This window comes from Agarivorans sp. QJM3NY_25, assembly GCF_050870875.2.
Classification (GTDB): Bacteria; Pseudomonadota; Gammaproteobacteria; order Enterobacterales; family Celerinatantimonadaceae; genus Agarivorans.
This window is the reverse complement of sequence record NZ_CP194041.2, coordinates 649,442-667,500: the sequence shown is the minus strand read 5'-3', so window position 1 is coordinate 667,500 and position 18,059 is coordinate 649,442. Positions and strand designations below refer to the sequence as shown.

Genomic DNA, 18,059 nt, shown 5'->3' with positions numbered 1-18,059 from the left:
TCCCTATTGCTCGAAGTACATCTGATTAATAAAATAATTGCGCTCAAAAGGGTCAAACTTAAAGTGCTTCACTCGTGTATTAACCGATGTATATTGGCTGTAGCTTGAAATGGGTAACACCGGTGCATCTTGATAGATTTCTTGCGCAACCTTCTGACTCAGCTCAAATGATTGCTCAGCGTCATTTGATTCAAGCAGCTTAGCAATCGCGCGGTCTACACCTGGGTTACTCCAATTCATGGTTCCCCAATCTCCCCCTCCATTGGCAAAGTCACTACTGATAATCGGTAGCGGATCGGCACTAAAACCGAAGTTACGTGCGATAAGCGCCATTGCTAAGGAGCCATCCGTATGGCCTGCGGGGATCATGCTGGAGTTGGTCACATCGACCTTAAGCGCGACCCCCAATTTGGCCCATTGCGCCTGGATCACGGTGGCAACCAAGGCTAACTCTGGGCGATCTGCGTAAGTCATCATGGTTAGTTTAAATGGCTGACCAGCACGCTCTAATAAGCCTGACTCATTCCGTTGCCAGCCCAATTTTGCCAATATCGCCTGTGCTTGCTCTAAATGGTATGGATTGTTATCAATACCTTGAATAAACCACTGTGACATCGAGCTGGGCATCAGCTGCGCAGTCTCTGAACCTTCTGCATGCAGTACATTTTTAGCAATTGCAGCTCGATCCAGCGCCATGCTCAACGCTTGGCGAGCCTTCGGATCCCGCAGGAATGGATGGCCTGCATTGAGCTTCACAAACATGGTTCGTGGGATCAGGTTATGATGAACCTTAACTTCACCACTGCCTTCAAGTTGACTAAGCATCGAAGGGTCTAAAGTGAACACAATATCGGCTTCTCCCGATTTTGCTTGCAAAATTCTGCTCTCCGCACGATGACCCGTTAAGTAGCTTACAAAACTGATCTGTGCCTTCTGCCCCCAATACCCAGCAAATTTTTTCACCATCAGTTTATGAGGTGGTGAAAAGCTCTCCATTTGATAGGGACCTGAGCCATAAAGCGCATCAATCGTCCCATCAGGCTTGTAAGATTTTTCAGATAAAATGGCATTGGAGTAGTTGGTGAGCAAAGCAGCAAAGGCGGCATAAGGCTTGGCTAAGTCAATTTTGACTTCGTTACTTTTCACTGCGCTAATATGCGTCACTTGAGCTTTATTCAAACTGCCGTGCTTCTGCTGTGCATAACGAAGAGAGCGCACCACGGCTTGCGCGTCGAGTTCGCTTCCGTCGTGAAATTTCACGCCTTTACGCAGAACAAACTGCCAGCTCAAACCATCATCACTTCTTTGCCAGTGTGTTGCCAAACCAGCTGTAAGAGTGCCTTGAGCGTCCACATTGAGCAGCGTTTCAATCACTTGCAGACGCGTTAAAATGTAGCCTTGTTTAGAAGGATCTAAGCTAGAGATCTCCCAAGGGCCACTAATCGACAAGGTATTAGTTTTATTGGCTACCATTAACTCTGCTGATTTTTCAGAGCTGGTAAATGTAGTGATGGCAATGATTGCTGCGACAATAAGCATGGCAGACAAAAGGCCAAGTTTACGTTTCTTGTGTCGTACATAAGATATTTCGGTCATAACAAGTCCTAACGTGTCTAATTTAACGCTATATAAATGAATATTTTTTAAGTGTTCTCGAGTGAGAAAAAGTTAGGCCGATGGTGGTGGGGAACGAGTTCGTGGAAGCTCTTTATAACAAACCACTGCCTCCAAGGTATTAAACCGAAGGAAACATTGGCCACTATCTAAACAAGGCTCTGAATCGATAGTGCAGCTTAAGGCATTCTGTATCGCATCATAAATTTCACACTGGTGATTTTCATGAACATCATGGTCCACCTCCATTGCATGGACAAGTGAAAGACTACTCAGCCCAATAGGGAGTAAGAGCATCACGAGTAATAGCAATTTATTGAGTTGGAACTTGCTGAAATTAAACACGATAAATACAATGGAAGAATATAAAAATGTTATACTATAACATTTTGAACTAAATCACACCTAACAGATACAATTAATGGTATGCAAAGGTAAGACAGCTAGCATTTGATACACTAAATGGCTATTTGAAAGAAGTGTCTACAGAAGAGGAGCAACCACTCTTCGATTATTTTCGCTCCACATATCCCAAATAGTAAGCTGTCTAGAAAACTCGTCCATTGAAGTTCCTGATTTACTGAATACCAATCTATATAGTCCAAATATTTTGGATAATACCAAGTGGATCAATTTTGCATGCTCGGTGACCTACGCAGAGCCCCCGCAGGCGCTGGCCCCTCGTGAGCACCAGCCAGCCCATGCTTTGAATGTTTTTGTTTCCTGTGAAGTTAAGTGCAATGAATAATAATTTTATGCGACTCCTATGAGGGTTAACGCCTCGCATAAGCTAATGTTGGAAGGCTTGGGCTTGTTCTTGAATGTTACGAATGATTCCCTCTTTTTCCATCTGTTGCAACGCGGCTGTGAGGGGAGCGACCAAGTGTTTATTCTTGACGTGAAGGTAATGAAACGATTGAATTGAAACTAACGTTGGCTCCAAAATAACCAACCCTGTCAGCCCTAATTCTTTCAGTGTCATCAATCCTGTAGCGCGTGATGTCACCACGACATCACTCCTTCCAGACTCAAGTTTCCCAAAGGCTTGCCTATATGTCTTCACTGCTTCCGATATTGTCCCTTCAACAAGGTTTACTTCAATCAACTTGATCCCACGTAAATAACCCACTCGGTAAGGGAGGAGGCTTTTCCAGCCGTCGACCAGGAATCGCTTGTCTTTTGTAATCGCCACAAAATCAGTGACCGAGATGGGAACTGGGAGCCTGAGTAGATTGGGATATAAGTGCTCTATCCCTGCCTTGCGGAACAGCTCTCCATCCACATTACCATCATTCGAGCTCCGAAGGGCTCGATCGCCGGGGAGTGGTCGTAACACCATTGTGATACCAATTCGCTTGTAGGCCTCCATCATCACTTTCTCGGCAACGATTTTAGTGGCATTTTCACCCAAGAAGGTCGAAATAACGATTTGTTGCGCGTGTGCAACTCCAGCGCTTGTCAGTAGAACACTCACCACGGCAATGACCAACAAGTGATATTTCATGCGCATATCTCTTTTTTTATTTGCATTGTTTATCGTTCGTGCTGGTACGAATTGGTATAGACACCAGCTCTTCCCTATATACTTAATAGCTCATTCCAAGCAGAAATTCCTTGTTTACTTTTTAGCGTTTAACCAATGCAACGGATGTTCCATTAAGGTCAGAAAGGTTGGGGATACTGATACTCACATTATAATCAAAGGATCCAATGGCTTGTGAAAATAAGAAATAAAAGAAACAGAATATAAACAGCCCTTGATGTCGCAGAAACGGAACAAAAATGACAATGACTAAACAAGATGCCTGTTCGCCACCCAAGCTCCGTCAAACAGGAGAACTTTCGGCCATTTTTCCATAAACCGCATGCTCTAAACTAACGCAGCTAGAGTTAATGGCATCAGCATTCATTTTTAAACTCAACGCTTAATAGATGTGTTCTACGACCAAAAGTGCCACCAGCTCCCGATGACGACAACCGATTTATTTAGATCACTAAAAACCTCAGCAATAAAAAAGCCCCTGTCGCTGGAGCTATAAAGTGACATAAGGACCTGCGTTACATCTAATGCAAATCCAAAATTTGAACCATAGTTTGACATAAAATGGAACCATAGTATGGCATAGTGCATTTCGTATGTTTGCCGCCCCCCAAACACACTTTTGGACAAAAGCTTGTTAGAGCATTCACTTGTTCGAAGGCGTTTCGGATTAGCGGAAGTATGGAACAGCTTGAGCTAACGCCTAAAACAGGGCGCAAGTTAGCGGCAAAGCCGCGCTGTTTAACTTGTCCCAATGGTTTTTCTTGTTATAAGGCTTTGCAGCCAATTTAAGCATAGTTACTGAGTAGGAACACAAGGCCACCGATCCAAATGATTGCGCCTAGTATTGTCATTAAAATGCTAGAGAAACTGTCGAAAGGATCTTCATCTAAAACCTGAGGATATTTCCCAATAGACAATATTTTTAGTACAAGCGCGCCACTGTATTGAAACAGATATTTGCACAGAACTTCGCCTACAAAGTATCCAATGCCATGAGCCAAGCCTCTGAAGAACCCACCAAATATTTCGTCCAAAAACCTAATCCTTTTCTAAGCCTTATAACGCCCTTGTTAACTTGCGCGTAGGTTGGCTTTGTTTTTGCGGTTTTTTCTTTTGCAAAAACGATGACAACCGTTATGGGTCTGGTTTACAGCCTTGTTATACGACACCAACTACATACCCCTTTCTTCAGCCCATCCCATCATAAACTTAGATACGGACTCTGATAAATTCGATGAGTCAAAGAACATATATAGATCTGGAGCATCAATATCATCCATAAAAACACGGAACTCCATTTTTGACTTTCGTCCAGAGTCCACAATATTCACTACAATAGATTTTTCCGCTTCGACGGGAACAGCTGATGAAAAGTTACCGAGCGCCTTTACATCTAGGCCAAACTTAAATTGGTCGTCAAGGTCAGTCAAAAACTGAACTACATTCTCTAGATCAAAATTCATTGATGCCTCATTTGTAAGCTCGGAGGCATGCACTCCAAAACCAGCAAACAAACTAAGTGCAAATACGATTAATTTTTTCATCGTTACTTTCTCGTATAACGCTGCAAACAGGGGCAAAGGCCAGCGGCTCGCCGCGTTGTGGCCTTTGTCCACGCGAGGAGCGAAGCGACGAGTGCTTGCTGATTTGCCTTGTGTACGCCCAGCATGGGCATGAACTAATGAGGTGAAAGTCCTTTGTAGGAAGGTCACCGTTTAATAACACTTTGATTATTAAACGCTAACTACTAGCGAATGGCAAGGGCATAACTGCGAGGGAATGTCTGAAGGAAGCCGGACGCAAACCTGCGAGCTGATGAACAAGAACATCATATGAGGCGTAGGCTGGAGGCGAGTTGGCACAAGACAACGAAGCCATGTGATCTAACGGCCACCGTAAATGATGCAGCAGTGCAGAGAAAAGAGAAAGTGCATGTTCTACTTCTTATAAACAAAGAGTGGGGAGATCTGCTTAACAAGCGATCGTTTAACTCACTCCATGGTGGTTATCAGCAGACGGCGTTTTTAGATAAAGAGCCCAATGCCGCTTTATTGTGTAATGGTTGGGACATGGTGAAGGACTGAACCTGAAAATCAATGAGGAGCCTGTGCAGCTCATTGTCTCCGTATCCGACCGGACTGAGGAGTCATGGCGCAAAAAAAAACAGAAGCCATCATTGGAATGCAAAGGAGCTAATCGGCCGTTGTATTTTAACCGTTTTCAGGAAACGCCCTGTGCGGAGCCGCATGCAGGGTGTTGTGGGGGCTGGAGGTTAGATACCTCCGGCTACCCGATTAGAACATTTACTCATCTTCAAGCGATCCAATAAACTCTTCTAAATTATTCTTTAAAAAGATAATTTTTCCATTTTCATGGTTCAAATAATAAATAGAACCATCATTTTTTCGTAATATCAAATCATCCCCAGGATCTCTTGCAATAGCTTCAAACTCAGAAGGTACATACGGATGGTTTTTAGATACTGTATTAATTTCATCTTTGTCAAAAAAATAATCGATACATGAACCTGTTATTTCCGAATCAGGGATTTCAAAAACAAAGCCGTCGTATTCTTGCAAATTTTGCATACATTACCTTTTCTACTGTGTTCTAACGCCTCATTAAGAGGCAAAAAATTGTTGGCCAAAATCAGCGAGGCACGAGCATGGCCAACTGTTTTTTGTCCTTTTAAATGACTTGTGTACGCCCAGCATGGGCATGAACTAATGAGGTGAAAGTCCTCTGTAGGAAGGTCACCGTTTAATAACACTTTGATTATTAAACGCTAACTACTAGCGAATGGCAAGGGCGTTACCGTGAGGGAATGTCTGAAGGAAGCCGGACGCCTTTTTATCTAAAGAGAGGGCGAGCTGATGAACAAAAACATCATATGAGGCGTAGGCTGGAGGCGAGTTGGCACAAGACAACGAAGCCATGTGATCTAACGGCCACCGTAAATGATGCAGCAGTGCAGAGACAGTGCATGTTCTTATCTGGGGAGGTCTGCTTAACAGGCGATCGTTAAACTCACTAGCTTGGCCGCTAGTTCAACAGGCCTGGCACTTAAATCTCATCAACTTAAGTGAGCAAATACGATGAACAACGATAGCGCTATTTGGGGTAACTCAAACGGTGATTAAGCAGAAGTCAGCAGACGGCATAGTAGCCCAACGCCCATCGTAATGGTTGGGACATGGTGAAGGCCTGAACCTGAAAATCAATGAGGAGCCTGTGCAGCTCATTGTCTCCGTATCCGACCGGACTGAGGAGTCATGGCGCAAAAAAACAGAAGCCATCATTGGAATGCAAAGGAGCTAATCGGCCGTTGTATTTTAACCGTTTTCAGGAAACGCCCTGTGCGGAGCCGCATGCAGGGTGTTGTGGGGGCTGGAGGTTAGATACCTCCGGCTACCCGATTAGGCAAATTATTCCACGATATGTTCTGGGCCTAGGCTGCGACCGCATATAAGGCATGATGGTCTCATGCTCGAAATTAAGAAGTGATTTCCATTGTAGTTGCCTTTAGAACCTAGGTTTCTCAAACTAGTTTTTGACCATTCCTTTGAGAAAGGTTGATCATTTTCACTTTCAACAATTTCTCCAATTTTCCCACATGAGCATTTTAACTTAGTGTATGTACGGAATGTCATTTTAGCTGCCCTCTTGATTAGCTGACCATATGAAAACCTTAACCATTTAGAAACTCAATTGCTTTCGTGATGTTTTGAATTAGCTCTTTGTTGTTATCCATGACAGCTTTGTGCAATAAGCCTGATAACATCGCATCGCTTGTCTCTTTAGGTATTACACAAGGACTTAATATGCCTCTTGATTGAGGATATGTTCCCCAATGAACACCTAGGCTTTTTTGCCCACCGTCATATTCATGCTTATGATCGTACCAACCAACGATCAAGACCAAACCATCATCTTCATGAATTTCTTCGATATTCTTCCAATAAGATATCATCTTCATCGCCATTGCTTCCTTATTTGCCTAACGCTCTAATAAGCCGCGCAAAAACGCGGAGCTCTCATTGTGTATAATTCGCGAAGCGAAACACAATGAAAGCGGAGTGTTTTGCGTCGGTTTTAATTAGTTTTGTGTACGCCTAGCATGGGCATGAACTAATGAGGTGAAAGTCCTCTGTAGGAAGGTCACCGTTTAATAATATTTTGATTATTAAACGCTAACTACTAGCGAATGGCAAGGGCATTGCCGCGAGGGAATGTCTGAAGGAAGCCGGACGCAAATCTGCGAGCTGATGAACAAGAACATCATATGAGGCGTAGGCTGGAGGCGAGTTGGCACAAGACAACGAAGCCATGTGATCTAACGGCCACCGTAAATGATGCAGCAGTGCAGAGACAGTGCATGTTCTTATCTGGGGAGATCTGCTTAACAGGCGATCGTTAAACTCGCTAGCTTGGCCGCTAGCTCAAACAGGCCTGGCACTTAAGTCTCATCAACTTAAGTGAGCAAATACGATGAACAACGATAGCGCTATTTGGGGTAACTCAAACGGTGATTAAGCAGAAGTCAGCAGACGGCATAGTAGCCCAACGCCCATCGTAATGGTTGGGACATGGTGAAGGCCTGAACCTGAAAATCAATGAGGAGCCTGTGCAGCTCATTGTCTCCGTATCCGACCGGACTGAGGAGTCATGGCGCAAAAACAGAAGCCATCATTGGAATGCAAAGGAGCGAATCGGCCGTTGTATTTTAACCGTTTTCAGGAAACGCCCTGTGCGGAGCCGCATGCAGGGTGTTGTGGGGGCTGGAGGTTAGATACCTCCGGCTACCCGATTATGTTTCTTTGTTACGTTCATTAATTTTTTTTGCCATTTTATCCATATATGCCATCATTTCTTGATAACCACGAAACAACTCTTCTGGCATTATTTTTTCAAACTCTTTATCTGACAGGCTATGGTAATACTCGAAGTATTCTAGGAATGAAACATTTATTGCATTTAGCAGTTCATTCTTGCTTCGGCAAAATAATGAATTTACCCAATTAAAGCAACTTTTTGCTTCGTCAAGTTTTCTGTCTTTGCAAAGACCTTCAGCTAATCTTTGAAGGTACCCCATATCAATATGCAACAAACCTTCATTGTCTTCGACATCTTCTTTTAATTGTGGGTATCGAATGACTAGTTGTTCATAGAATTCTTCAATTATTTTTTTATCACTTACTGATTCATCCCACTCAGGATAGCTCATGAATTACTCCTAGAAACATAACGCTTTAAACAGCGGAAAACGCGAGCGTAGCGAGTGGTTTTCCGATGCTTTAACTTGTTATATGCCATTAGTGCAATACACCCCAAGATTCGCATACTCCACCAAATTCAGACATTAATTTACTGACATTGTCTTGTATACCAACTACAAAATCGTAACTTAACGGCTCCGTAATTGTTAATAATACATAACCTGCGTAATTATCTTCCGGCTCATATATTTCGATAGGACCGAAAGATGCTTCTAGTTTTTCTAATGCCTCAGGTGATGGTGGCCAGGATAAGAAATCCACGTTAAAGTCGACTGACTGTGGCCTCGAAAAATCCAAACCCGATTCATCAAGCCTGCGAAGAACATCTCCATCGGCGTCTTTTGGAAAATTCACCTAACTCTCCTTGGCATATAACGCTAAGTAGGTCGCACGTGCGGCCTATCCCGTTCAATGAGCGCGCGGCCTATCACAAAAAACATGACCTTCATCACATTCGCTCATCAATTAGTGATTTGATATTAACCCATTGTCTACCATAGTTTTTTACTCGGCATCAATCAATCGTCGATCCATTTCTTTCATTGATTGCTTTGACAAATGACGCAAACAAAACCAGAAACACTGTGCAAATACGGCTCTTCACCGAATGTAGTGGAAACACTTTCAACAAACATTAATGAGCGAGATAATAAGTAAACGTTCATGAATACCTCGCGACCATGCAAGACACGACGCTTTATCAATCCATTCTTGGATTAACTCATCCTTGGGCTGTTTCATCTGTTGAACTCAATGAGTCAACCCAAACCATCACCGTACGCGTTGACTATGACCGAGCTTCATTAACGGCTTGCCCCTCTTGCGGTAAGGCTGTTCGTCGACACGATACTCGGCGGCGGGTTTGGCGACATTTAGATACCTGTCAGTTTGAAACACGTATTGAGGCTGAAGTCCCTCGAGCTGATTGCCCAGAGCATGGAGTGCAAACACTTCAAGTGCCTTGGGCGACAAGTAACAGTCGCTACACAGAGCTGTTTGAGGCTCGCGTTATAGAGATGCTTAAAGTCAGTTCCTTATACGCGGTGAGTAAAACCTATCGGCTTAGCTGGGGAGCCATCGACCGTATTATGGCACGAGCCGTTCAACGCGGTCTGACAGCCAGAACCACCATCAACTACCAAGACCTGTTGGTCGATGAAACGGCATTTAAGAAAGGCCATGACTATGTCACGGTATTATCCAATCGTGATGGTCAGGTGATATCGGTTGAAGACGGTCGAACAGGCCTGAGCTTATCAGCTTGCTTTAAGGCATTGCCCCCTGAGTCAACAATGGTTACACGTTCCATATCGATGGACATGAGCAGAGCATATATAAACGCAGCATATGACTACTTCGGTGAGCGGGCTAAGCAAATGATAGCCATAGACCATTTTCATATCGCAAAGGTGCTCACTAAAGCGGTGAATGAAGTGAGAAAAAGCGAACTCATGGCGTTGCCCCAGCATTTAAAAAGAGAGTGCCACCAAACACGGTATGGATGGTTAAAACGAAACAGCCACCTACATGGGACATTGAGAGAAAGAGTGAATGCGCTGGCCAAAATGATGCAAAATACTGGCTTGAGCTGGATATTCAAAGAGCAAGCAAGAGCCATTTGGTATGGCGATGCAGCTAACGCCAAAGCGGCTTGGAATGATTGGTTGGCACTCATAAAGGTCAGTCAAATCAGGCCGATGATGACAGCAGCAGAAACCGTGAAAACGCACTTAAAGGGCATCATCAATGCGATGCGTTATAAGGTATCAAATGGCTTAGCGGAAGCGATAAATGGAAACATTCAGCGCCTAAAAATACGTTCGATGGGTTTTAGAAATAAAGAACGCTTTAAGCGAGCTATTTTATTTCACTTTGGAGGGCTTGATATGACTTTCCACCAAGAACGGTGAAGAGCCGCAAATACACAGTTAAAAAGTGCGCAAACCTTGGAAGCTCAACTAATTCAAAATTTTCTCGTTAACAACTAGTAAAGTCGAGATTCAAAACCATTAGTTTTGCTATGGCAAGAGCCTCGTGTGACAGTGGTGTTCCAAGGAGGGGGTAACTCACTTTGGGGCAAAAGCACGTTAGTGTTGCGATAACTCGACAAAAACTATTGGTTAGTCATCATTCTTCATTAGATGCATGCTTACCCAGCACGACATATATGACCTTGCCGACCTTCACATTCTTAAAGCTTATCTTGCAGCATGTATTGTCCAAGGGCTTACAGCGGGTGAGAGATTATGGTTTTTTACGGGGTAACGCCAAACACGTATTGCGGCGCATTCAGTTAGCACGATTAACTTTGACGCTAGCAAACTTAAAGATGTTTTTATTCGGTGAGGGTTTTCGCAAGCTTCTGATGTACATAAAAATACCCATGTGCAACAAACCTTAAACCAACATACCTTATGTCAAGGTATGGGTCAAATTTGTCACACTATGGGTAAATTATGTCACAGTATGGTTCAATTATGTCACTCTATGGTTCCAGCGACAAAAGCCCCGTACAACGAGGCTTTCAGAGCTAATAACTATACAACAATTCCAGCCTAGAACGGAATATCGTCATCGAAATCCATAGGTGGCTCGTTAAACTGTGGCGCAGGCGCGGCTTGCGGTGCAGGCTTAGCCTGTGGCTGAAAACCACCTTGTTGCGGCTGAGGAGCCTGTTGCTGTGGTGCCTGTTGCTGTTGTGGTGCTGCTTGTTGGAAACCACCTTGCTGAGGGGCCGGAGCAGGCGCAGCTTGTTGTTGCTGCTGTCCACCCCAGTTATTTTGCTGCGGTGCTTGTTGCGGTGCGCCGCCCATGGATTGCCCCTGCCCACCTTGACGACCACCGAGCATTTGCATCACGCCATTAAAGCCCTGTACAACCACTTCGGTCGAATAGCGGTCTTGACCATTCTGATCTTGCCACTTACGGGTTTGTAATTGACCTTCGATATAGACTTGTGAACCTTTACGAAGATACTCGCCAGCTACTTCGGCTAACTTGCCAAATAACACCACTCGGTGCCATTCGGTACGCTCTTTCTGTTCACCGGTTTGCTTGTCTCTCCAACTCTCTGAAGTAGCAATGGTAATGTTGGCGACGGCCCCTCCGTTTGGCATAAAACGAACTTCGGGATCCTGTCCCAAGTTACCAACCAAAATTACTTTATTAATGCCCCGAGTGGCCATGTATATCGCTCCTATAATCTATCTGTTGTGGCGAGAAAAGACCCGCTATAATACTAGGCTGCACTCAGCAAATCCAATGCTCTAGCCAATTCAAATTCTTTTGTTTTTACTTTTAAGTAAACAGTGTTGTCTTGTGCGATCACCACCGCCTCTACAACCCCCGGTAAAACCTGAAGTTTTGCCAATAAATGAGCAGGTTGTTGACTTGATGATATCGCCAAGGAATAATTTTTTATACCTGCCTGCGCACGCATTCCTAAACTGACCAGTAGCCAAATCAACAATACTGCGATAGAAAACAAACTCACCGCATGCATACCACCCGCCATATATAGCGCACCAGCACTACTACCACCAATAAATGCACCCAAAAACTGGCTGGTGGAAAAAACCCCAAGCGCCGCGCCTTTGTTCCCCGGCGGTGCCAGTGTTGAAATCAAGGCGGGTAGGCTGGCCTCTAAATAATTAAAGCCAATGAAAAATATCGCCAATACCAACCCTAATAAACCAACCGATTGAAAGTCGACAAATAACAAAGCATTCGCCAACAACAATAAACAAATGGCAAAAATAAAATAACCTCGTTGCTGATTTCGCTTCGCCGAAATAATCAGTAGCGGCACCATCAGCACAAACGATACCAGTACCGCTGGTAAATAGACTTGCCAATGATGAGCTGGGGCTAAACCGGCATTCACTAAACGTAGTGGCATCACCACAAATAACGCGGTCATCACCAAGTGTAAGCTAAACACGCCCCAATCCAAACGCAATAACTGAGGGTTACGTAACAATCCTAGCATTTGCCGCAGGTTAACACTCACTTCACCGCTGGGCGCCTTCACTTCTGCGTTTGGCACTACAAACTGCACCACCAACATGGCCAACACCGCCAAACCGGCAATTAACCAAAATAAACCCGACAGGCCGAGGAAAGCAGAAATGACCGGACCTAGAACCAAAGAGGCCGCAAAAGATAAACCAATACTCACCCCTATAAAGGCCATCACTTTGGCGCGTTGCGTCTCGCGACTCAAATCAGCAGCCAAAGCCATCACGGTACTGGCAATCGCGCCCATTCCCTGCAAGGCTCGCCCAAGCGCGACACCATGAATAGATTCTGCAAGCGCTGCGACCACCGAGCCCAAGACAAACAGACTCAGACCAATAAAAATGATCGGCTTTCGACCAAAGCGATCAGATAACCAACCCATAGGGATCTGGAACAGCGCTTGGGTTAAACCATAAGCACCAATGGCAATCCCCACCCATAGCGGAGAGAAATCTGTTAACTGTTGGCCATATACGGCTAACACTGGCATCAACATAAACAAGCCAGCCATGCGTAAAGCAAATAGCAAAGCTAAGGAATATGCGCCACGTTTCTCGGTGTTATTTAAGTGTTCTTCTACAGCCATACCCATCAAATATTCACCAATAAAGAACCGGTAATGCTACCACAAGCACTCTGGGTCAAACCAGCTTAAGATTGTCACCCAGTGTGAATAATTATCCTTAGGATCTACTACGCAATTATCTCAACAATATGTAATACTGGGCGATTTAGCGCAGCATTTATCAGGTAACAATGGACAGTATCGATATTCGAGGTGCCCGCACCCATAATCTGAAAAACATTTCTCTCACTCTTCCTCGTGACAAGCTAATTGTGATTACTGGTTTATCGGGTTCGGGTAAATCTTCCCTCGCCTTTGATACGCTTTATGCCGAAGGGCAGCGACGTTATGTCGAGTCTTTATCCGCTTACGCCAGACAGTTTTTGTCACTGATGGAAAAGCCCGATGTGGATCATATCGAAGGGCTATCCCCGGCGATTTCCATTGAACAAAAATCGACCTCGCATAACCCACGCTCTACCGTGGGCACCATTACCGAAATCTACGACTACTTGCGGCTATTGTATGCGCGAGTGGGAGAGCCTCGTTGCCCTCATCATCATCAACCCTTAGCTGCGCAAACCATTAGCCAAATGGTCGATAAGGTATTTGAAGAACCCAAAGACAGTAAACTGATGTTGCTGGCGCCAATTGTGCGCGACCGTAAAGGTGAGCACCTTAAAACGCTGGAGAACCTCGCTGCACAAGGCTTTATTCGCGCCAGGATCGATGGCGAGGTCTGTGACTTAAGTGATCCCCCAGATCTGGAGCTACATAAAAAACACAATATTGAGGTGGTGATCGACCGCTTTAAAGTTCGTGTCAGTGAGGATTTAGCCCAGCGCTTAGCTGAATCCTTCGAAACTGCCTTAGAGCTTGCCGACGGCACGGCAATTTTGGTGGACATGGACAGCGGAGATACCCGCCAACTATTCTCGGCAAACTTCGCCTGCCCAGTGTGTGGCTACAGTATGACCGAATTAGAGCCGCGAATTTTTTCTTTCAATAACCCCGCTGGCGCTTGTCAGGTCTGTGATGGTTTAGGCGTTGACCAGTTCTTTGATGATAACAAAATCATCCTCAACCCCAAACTCAGCTTAGCGGGTGGCGCGATCCGTGGTTGGGACAAGCGTAATTTCTATTACTACCAAATGTTAAAGTCACTGGCTGCACATTTCGAGTTTGACTTAGAGCAGCCCTTCGACAGCCTCAGCGACAAACATAAAAAGTTAGTGCTACATGGTTCCGGTCGGACCAGCATCGAATTTAAATATATGAATGACCGAGGGGATGTCACGGTGCGCAAGCACCCCTTCGAAGGCATCATTCCAAATATGCGCCGTCGCTATAAAGAAACCGAGTCAAATGCGGTTCGCGAAGAGTTAGCTAAGTTTATCAGTAACCAAGAATGTCCTGGCTGTGGCGGCAGTCGACTCCGCGAAGAAGCGCGTAACGTGTTTATTGGTAGCACCAACCTGCCCGAAGTTAGCCGCAAATCAATTGGTGAAGCGATGACGTTTTTCGGCTCACTGGAACTGGTGGGGCAACGCGCGCAAATCGCCGACAAGATCCTTAAGGAAATATGCGAGCGTTTAAATTTTTTAGTCAATGTGGGGCTTGATTATCTTTCCCTCGAGCGCAGTGCCGACACCCTATCAGGGGGAGAAGCTCAGCGAATTCGCCTCGCCAGTCAAATCGGAGCAGGTTTAGTCGGCGTAATGTATGTACTCGACGAGCCCTCTATCGGCTTACACCAGCGTGATAATGAGCGCTTACTTGCTACCCTGAATCATCTGCGGGATCTGGGCAATACCGTGATTGTAGTGGAACACGATGAAGACGCGATCCGCGCCGCCGACTACATCGTCGATATCGGCCCAGGGGCGGGAGTGCATGGCGGTGAAGTGGTGGCGCAAGGTTCGATACAGCAGATCCTCGACACTCCCGACTCTCTCACCGGTCAATATCTGAGTGGTGTCAAATCAATTGCAATTCCTAAGCTCCGCCACCCAGCAGGAGAAGACTGGTTGAAACTCAACGGAGCCAGCGGCAATAACCTAAAAACCGTCGACTTAGCGATCCCTCTGGGCTTGTTAACTTGCATCACAGGGGTATCCGGCAGCGGCAAATCAACCTTGGTGAACGATACACTCTATAAAATCGCCCAAAAAGAACTCAATGGCGCAGCGGGTGAAGACATCGCCCCCTACCAAAACATTGAAGGCCTCGACAAACTGGATAAAGTGGTGGATATCGATCAAAGCCCGATTGGTCGTACACCTCGTTCGAACCCCGCCACTTACACCGGTATTTTCACCCCGATTCGCGAACTATTTGCGGCGACTCAAGAGTCTCGCTCTCGGGGTTATAAGCCTGGACGGTTTAGCTTTAACGTAAAAGGAGGCCGTTGTGAGGCCTGTCAGGGCGATGGCGTCATTAAAGTAGAAATGCACTTTTTACCTGATGTCTACGTTCCTTGTGATGTTTGCAAAAGCAAACGCTATAACCGTGAGACCTTGGAAATCAAATACAAGGGTAAAAACATCCACCAGATCCTCGATATGACGATAGAGGAAGCCCGGCCATTTTTTGATGCCGTCCCAGTCATCGCCAGAAAGCTACAAACGCTAATTGATGTCGGGCTGACCTACGTCAAACTAGGGCAATCGGCAACCACTCTATCAGGCGGTGAAGCTCAGCGAGTTAAATTAGCCCGAGAATTAAGCAAACGTGATACCGGACAAACCCTTTATATCTTGGACGAACCAACCACTGGCCTACATTTCCATGATATTCAATTACTGCTGGACGTGATCCATCGTTTACGCGACCACGGCAATACGATTGTGGTGATTGAACACAATTTAGATGTGATCAAAACCGCCGATTGGATCGTCGACCTTGGCCCAGAGGGAGGCAAAGGGGGAGGAGAAATTCTTGTTGCAGGCACACCGGAAAAAGTGGCCCAAGAGGCTCGCTCACATACCGCTCGATTCTTAAAACCGATGCTCGCAGGGCATTAAGCCAGAGGGTGGCAACACCCTCCATTTTCAAGGAAGCAAAATGTCGTCTAAGTGGACTCTCGAAGCTTGTTTTAGCTATGTGTTTGCCGTGTTGATGTTCATTGGCATGCACTACTTTCAGCACAATCAAGGTGGCAGTGGCTTAGAGCTTCCTTTTAACTTAGTGGTATGGTGCTTCGCCAGTCTGCTAATTGGCTTGGGTTTACTCAAAGTCAGTCATTCACAGCGTTTACGCTATAACCGCAGCTTGCTAGTGATGCTGTTCAGCACAATATTGTTATGGCTCCCCTTACTCTATCCTAATGCTGAATTTGGCGAGTTTGCAATAGACCGACTCCTCGGCTTAAGCGCTGGCATACTGATTATCTTTTCGATAATGCAACTGGAACTGAGTCGCCAGCACTGGCACCACATTCTCTATTTTATACTCGCAGGCGTACTCATCGAAAGTATCTATGCACTGGTTCAGCTCTACCTACTGACCCAAGGTAACTGGGTCGGTTTTAATGTGAATGCCACCAGAGCAGCCGGAATATTCCAACAGCCCAATGTATTAGGAACCTTTGTTCTATTTGGTTTGTTAGCCTCGGCTTGGCTAATTTCAGAAAAGGCTGTGCGTAGCAAACTACAACAAATTATCGTGTTTGGCTGTTGCTTTTTTGCCGCGTGGGCAGCCATTGTGAGTGGCTCAAGAACGGTGTTGATAGCGCTATTCGCGCTGTTACCTCTATTGTTTCCTTACCTCAAAAATTCCGCAGAACCGCATTTATTACGAGGCTGGTTAATCTGCATCGCCCTCGGTTGTTTAGCACCGGCGCTACCAGAATTGTTGAATGATGGTGTCGCGCGCGACGCTATTGGTGGAGAAACCACCGCTTACCGAGTCACGATGCTTAAGGTGAGCTGGGAACTATTTAAACAACAGCCGTTCATGGGTTGGGGTTACGGTGCTTATGATGGCATTTATCATAATGCGCAAGCGGCATTTAACGCGCAAGGTCTTATCAAGGGCTACCACTTCAATGTTGCTCATCCACATAATGAAATTGCTTATTGGGCCGTAGAAGGCGGATTACTACCACTACTCACCTTGCTATTTCTGGCTGGCTACTTTATCTATAGCATCTTTAAGCAAACATGGACCAAAGCATGCTTTCATCTCGGACTGCTCTTTCCTTGCCTATTACATACCATGACCGAACTGCCCTTCTATCATTCTGCAATCGTTTGGCTACTCTTCTGCTTTTTTGTAAGTAAAATCGCGACCGAAGCAGAAGGCCTTTGCACAAAGCCTTTCCCTGCCAAATTTGCGCCAAAGGTATTTGCTGGATTAATTCCGCTGTTTACCATCTTATTCATGCTCACCGGCTTACAAACCATTCACCACATCAGTACTTTCGAACGAACTGGCTCAAGTGATGTCAGCTTACTTGAGGGGATCATTAATCCTCTGCCCATGCTTAGTCGTTACGAATTTGATGCGATGACCTTCCGACTCAATGCTGCCAGTAAATTGCATTTAAGCGATGAGCTTAAAAATTATTTAAGCTGGTCAGACTCGTTAATGAGACGAAAAACTCGAACCGAAAACTACTACAACAGGATCCAAGCGTTTAAAGCACTAGGCCTCACCAAACAGGCCGAGCAAACATACCAACAAGCCCTATTTATTTATCCAGATACAGAGCGGGTTTCTTTTCGCTACATCTTTGCGATGAGAACCGGAGAAAAAGCGCTACAAGCATATTTAATCTGGAATAAACAACAGCTGAAAGACAAGCCAGATGCAGCGTTGTATATCCATCAAATTAATGGATTAGTGCTTTTAGGACGGATCGATGAAGCACTTCGAGTGCAACAACAAGCAAGCCAACGACTACCAAACGAATTGAAGCTGCGAAACATTCCAAGCCTAAAGCCTTATACCAAGCCAATGGGTTCATCATGACCGCCGCTCAGGGTTGATGGTTACGCTCATAAAAAGCATGTCTGCTGGCGTTGTTAACCGCAAGTGAGTGGAA

13 protein-coding genes and 1 pseudogene are annotated in these 18,059 nt (G+C 45.3%); 4 read left to right on the top strand and 10 right to left on the bottom strand.

Going from position 1 to position 18,059, the window contains the following annotated elements:
• Positions 1-3: 3 nt before the first annotated feature.
• The 8 genes from ACRRSW_RS03050 to ACRRSW_RS03015 all read right to left on the bottom strand — a co-directional run bounded on the left by ACRRSW_RS03050 (position 4) and on the right by ACRRSW_RS03015 (position 8,787).
• Positions 4-1,596, bottom strand: a complete 1,593-nt coding sequence (locus tag ACRRSW_RS03050) for an ABC transporter substrate-binding protein (RefSeq protein ID WP_432460852.1) — start codon at positions 1,594-1,596, stop codon at positions 4-6.
• Positions 1,597-2,404: 808 nt separating this feature from the next.
• Positions 2,405-3,118 carry a substrate-binding periplasmic protein gene (locus ACRRSW_RS03045; RefSeq protein WP_432460851.1) on the bottom strand — a complete coding sequence of 238 codons (714 nt, stop codon included), beginning with the start codon at positions 3,116-3,118 and terminating at the stop codon, positions 2,405-2,407.
• 824 nt (positions 3,119-3,942) lie between these two features.
• Positions 3,943-4,191 carry a hypothetical protein gene (locus ACRRSW_RS03040; protein WP_432460850.1) on the bottom strand — a complete coding sequence of 83 codons (249 nt, stop codon included), beginning with the start codon at positions 4,189-4,191 and terminating at the stop codon, positions 3,943-3,945.
• Positions 4,192-4,329: 138 nt separating this feature from the next.
• Positions 4,330-4,869 (bottom strand): hypothetical protein, encoded by a 540-nt coding sequence (locus ACRRSW_RS03035; protein ID WP_432460849.1) that lies wholly within the window; start codon positions 4,867-4,869, stop codon positions 4,330-4,332.
• 591 nt (positions 4,870-5,460) lie between these two features.
• Positions 5,461-5,745, bottom strand: coding sequence for a hypothetical protein (locus tag ACRRSW_RS03030; RefSeq protein ID WP_432460848.1), 285 nt, complete (start codon positions 5,743-5,745; stop codon positions 5,461-5,463).
• A 1,100-nt stretch (positions 5,746-6,845) separates the two neighbouring features.
• Entirely contained in the window at positions 6,846-7,133 is a 288-nt protein-coding gene (locus ACRRSW_RS03025; RefSeq protein WP_241907348.1) for a hypothetical protein, read from the bottom strand.
• A gap of 831 nt (positions 7,134-7,964) precedes the next feature.
• The gene (locus ACRRSW_RS03020; protein WP_432460847.1) at positions 7,965-8,381 is read right to left on the bottom strand and encodes a DUF7674 family protein; all 417 of its coding nucleotides are present in this window, start codon (positions 8,379-8,381) and stop codon (positions 7,965-7,967) included.
• 88 nt (positions 8,382-8,469) lie between these two features.
• Positions 8,470-8,787, bottom strand: a complete 318-nt coding sequence (locus ACRRSW_RS03015; RefSeq protein WP_432460845.1) for a ribonuclease E inhibitor RraB — start codon at positions 8,785-8,787, stop codon at positions 8,470-8,472.
• Between the two features lie 326 nt (positions 8,788-9,113).
• On the opposite strand from ACRRSW_RS03015, the gene ACRRSW_RS03010 reads away from it, so the two are divergent.
• Entirely contained in the window at positions 9,114-10,343 is a 1,230-nt protein-coding gene (locus ACRRSW_RS03010) for an ISL3 family transposase (RefSeq protein WP_432458952.1), read from the top strand.
• 260 nt (positions 10,344-10,603) lie between these two features.
• Positions 10,604-10,744: pseudogene (locus tag ACRRSW_RS03005) on the top strand (transposase); the annotation flags it as partial.
• A 244-nt stretch (positions 10,745-10,988) separates the two neighbouring features.
• Here ACRRSW_RS03005 and ACRRSW_RS03000 read toward each other — a convergent pair.
• Together ACRRSW_RS03000 and ACRRSW_RS02995 are read right to left on the bottom strand one after the other, a co-directional pair.
• Positions 10,989-11,618 carry a single-stranded DNA-binding protein gene (locus ACRRSW_RS03000; RefSeq protein WP_432454698.1) on the bottom strand — a complete coding sequence of 210 codons (630 nt, stop codon included), beginning with the start codon at positions 11,616-11,618 and terminating at the stop codon, positions 10,989-10,991.
• Between the two features lie 53 nt (positions 11,619-11,671).
• Positions 11,672-13,036 (bottom strand): MFS transporter, encoded by a 1,365-nt coding sequence (locus ACRRSW_RS02995; protein WP_432461091.1) that lies wholly within the window; start codon positions 13,034-13,036, stop codon positions 11,672-11,674.
• A gap of 170 nt (positions 13,037-13,206) precedes the next feature.
• On the opposite strand from ACRRSW_RS02995, the gene uvrA reads away from it, so the two are divergent.
• Positions 13,207-16,038 (top strand): excinuclease ABC subunit UvrA, encoded by a 2,832-nt coding sequence (gene uvrA / locus ACRRSW_RS02990; RefSeq protein ID WP_432460844.1) that lies wholly within the window; start codon positions 13,207-13,209, stop codon positions 16,036-16,038.
• Positions 16,039-16,078: 40 nt separating this feature from the next.
• Positions 16,079-17,986: a Wzy polymerase domain-containing protein gene (locus tag ACRRSW_RS02985; protein WP_432460843.1), complete on the top strand. Its 1,908-nt coding sequence runs from the start codon at positions 16,079-16,081 to the stop codon at positions 17,984-17,986.
• Positions 17,987-18,059 lie beyond the last annotated feature (73 nt).

Coding starts and splice junctions, on each gene's coding strand:
- ACRRSW_RS02985 (WP_432460843.1), top strand. CDS start 16,079: ATGTCGTCTAAGTGGACTCTCGAAGCTTGTTTTAGCTATGTGTTTGCC.
- ACRRSW_RS03020 (WP_432460847.1), bottom strand. CDS start 8,381: ATGAGCTATCCTGAGTGGGATGAATCAGTAAGTGATAAAAAAATAATT.
- ACRRSW_RS03025 (WP_241907348.1), bottom strand. CDS start 7,133: ATGAAGATGATATCTTATTGGAAGAATATCGAAGAAATTCATGAAGAT.
- ACRRSW_RS03000 (WP_432454698.1), bottom strand. CDS start 11,618: ATGGCCACTCGGGGCATTAATAAAGTAATTTTGGTTGGTAACTTGGGA.
- ACRRSW_RS02995 (WP_432461091.1), bottom strand. CDS start 13,036: ATGGCTGTAGAAGAACACTTAAATAACACCGAGAAACGTGGCGCATAT.
- ACRRSW_RS03045 (WP_432460851.1), bottom strand. CDS start 3,118: ATGAAATATCACTTGTTGGTCATTGCCGTGGTGAGTGTTCTACTGACA.
- ACRRSW_RS03050 (WP_432460852.1), bottom strand. CDS start 1,596: ATGACCGAAATATCTTATGTACGACACAAGAAACGTAAACTTGGCCTT.
- ACRRSW_RS03030 (WP_432460848.1), bottom strand. CDS start 5,745: ATGCAAAATTTGCAAGAATACGACGGCTTTGTTTTTGAAATCCCTGAT.
- uvrA (WP_432460844.1), top strand. CDS start 13,207: ATGGACAGTATCGATATTCGAGGTGCCCGCACCCATAATCTGAAAAAC.
- ACRRSW_RS03010 (WP_432458952.1), top strand. CDS start 9,114: ATGCAAGACACGACGCTTTATCAATCCATTCTTGGATTAACTCATCCT.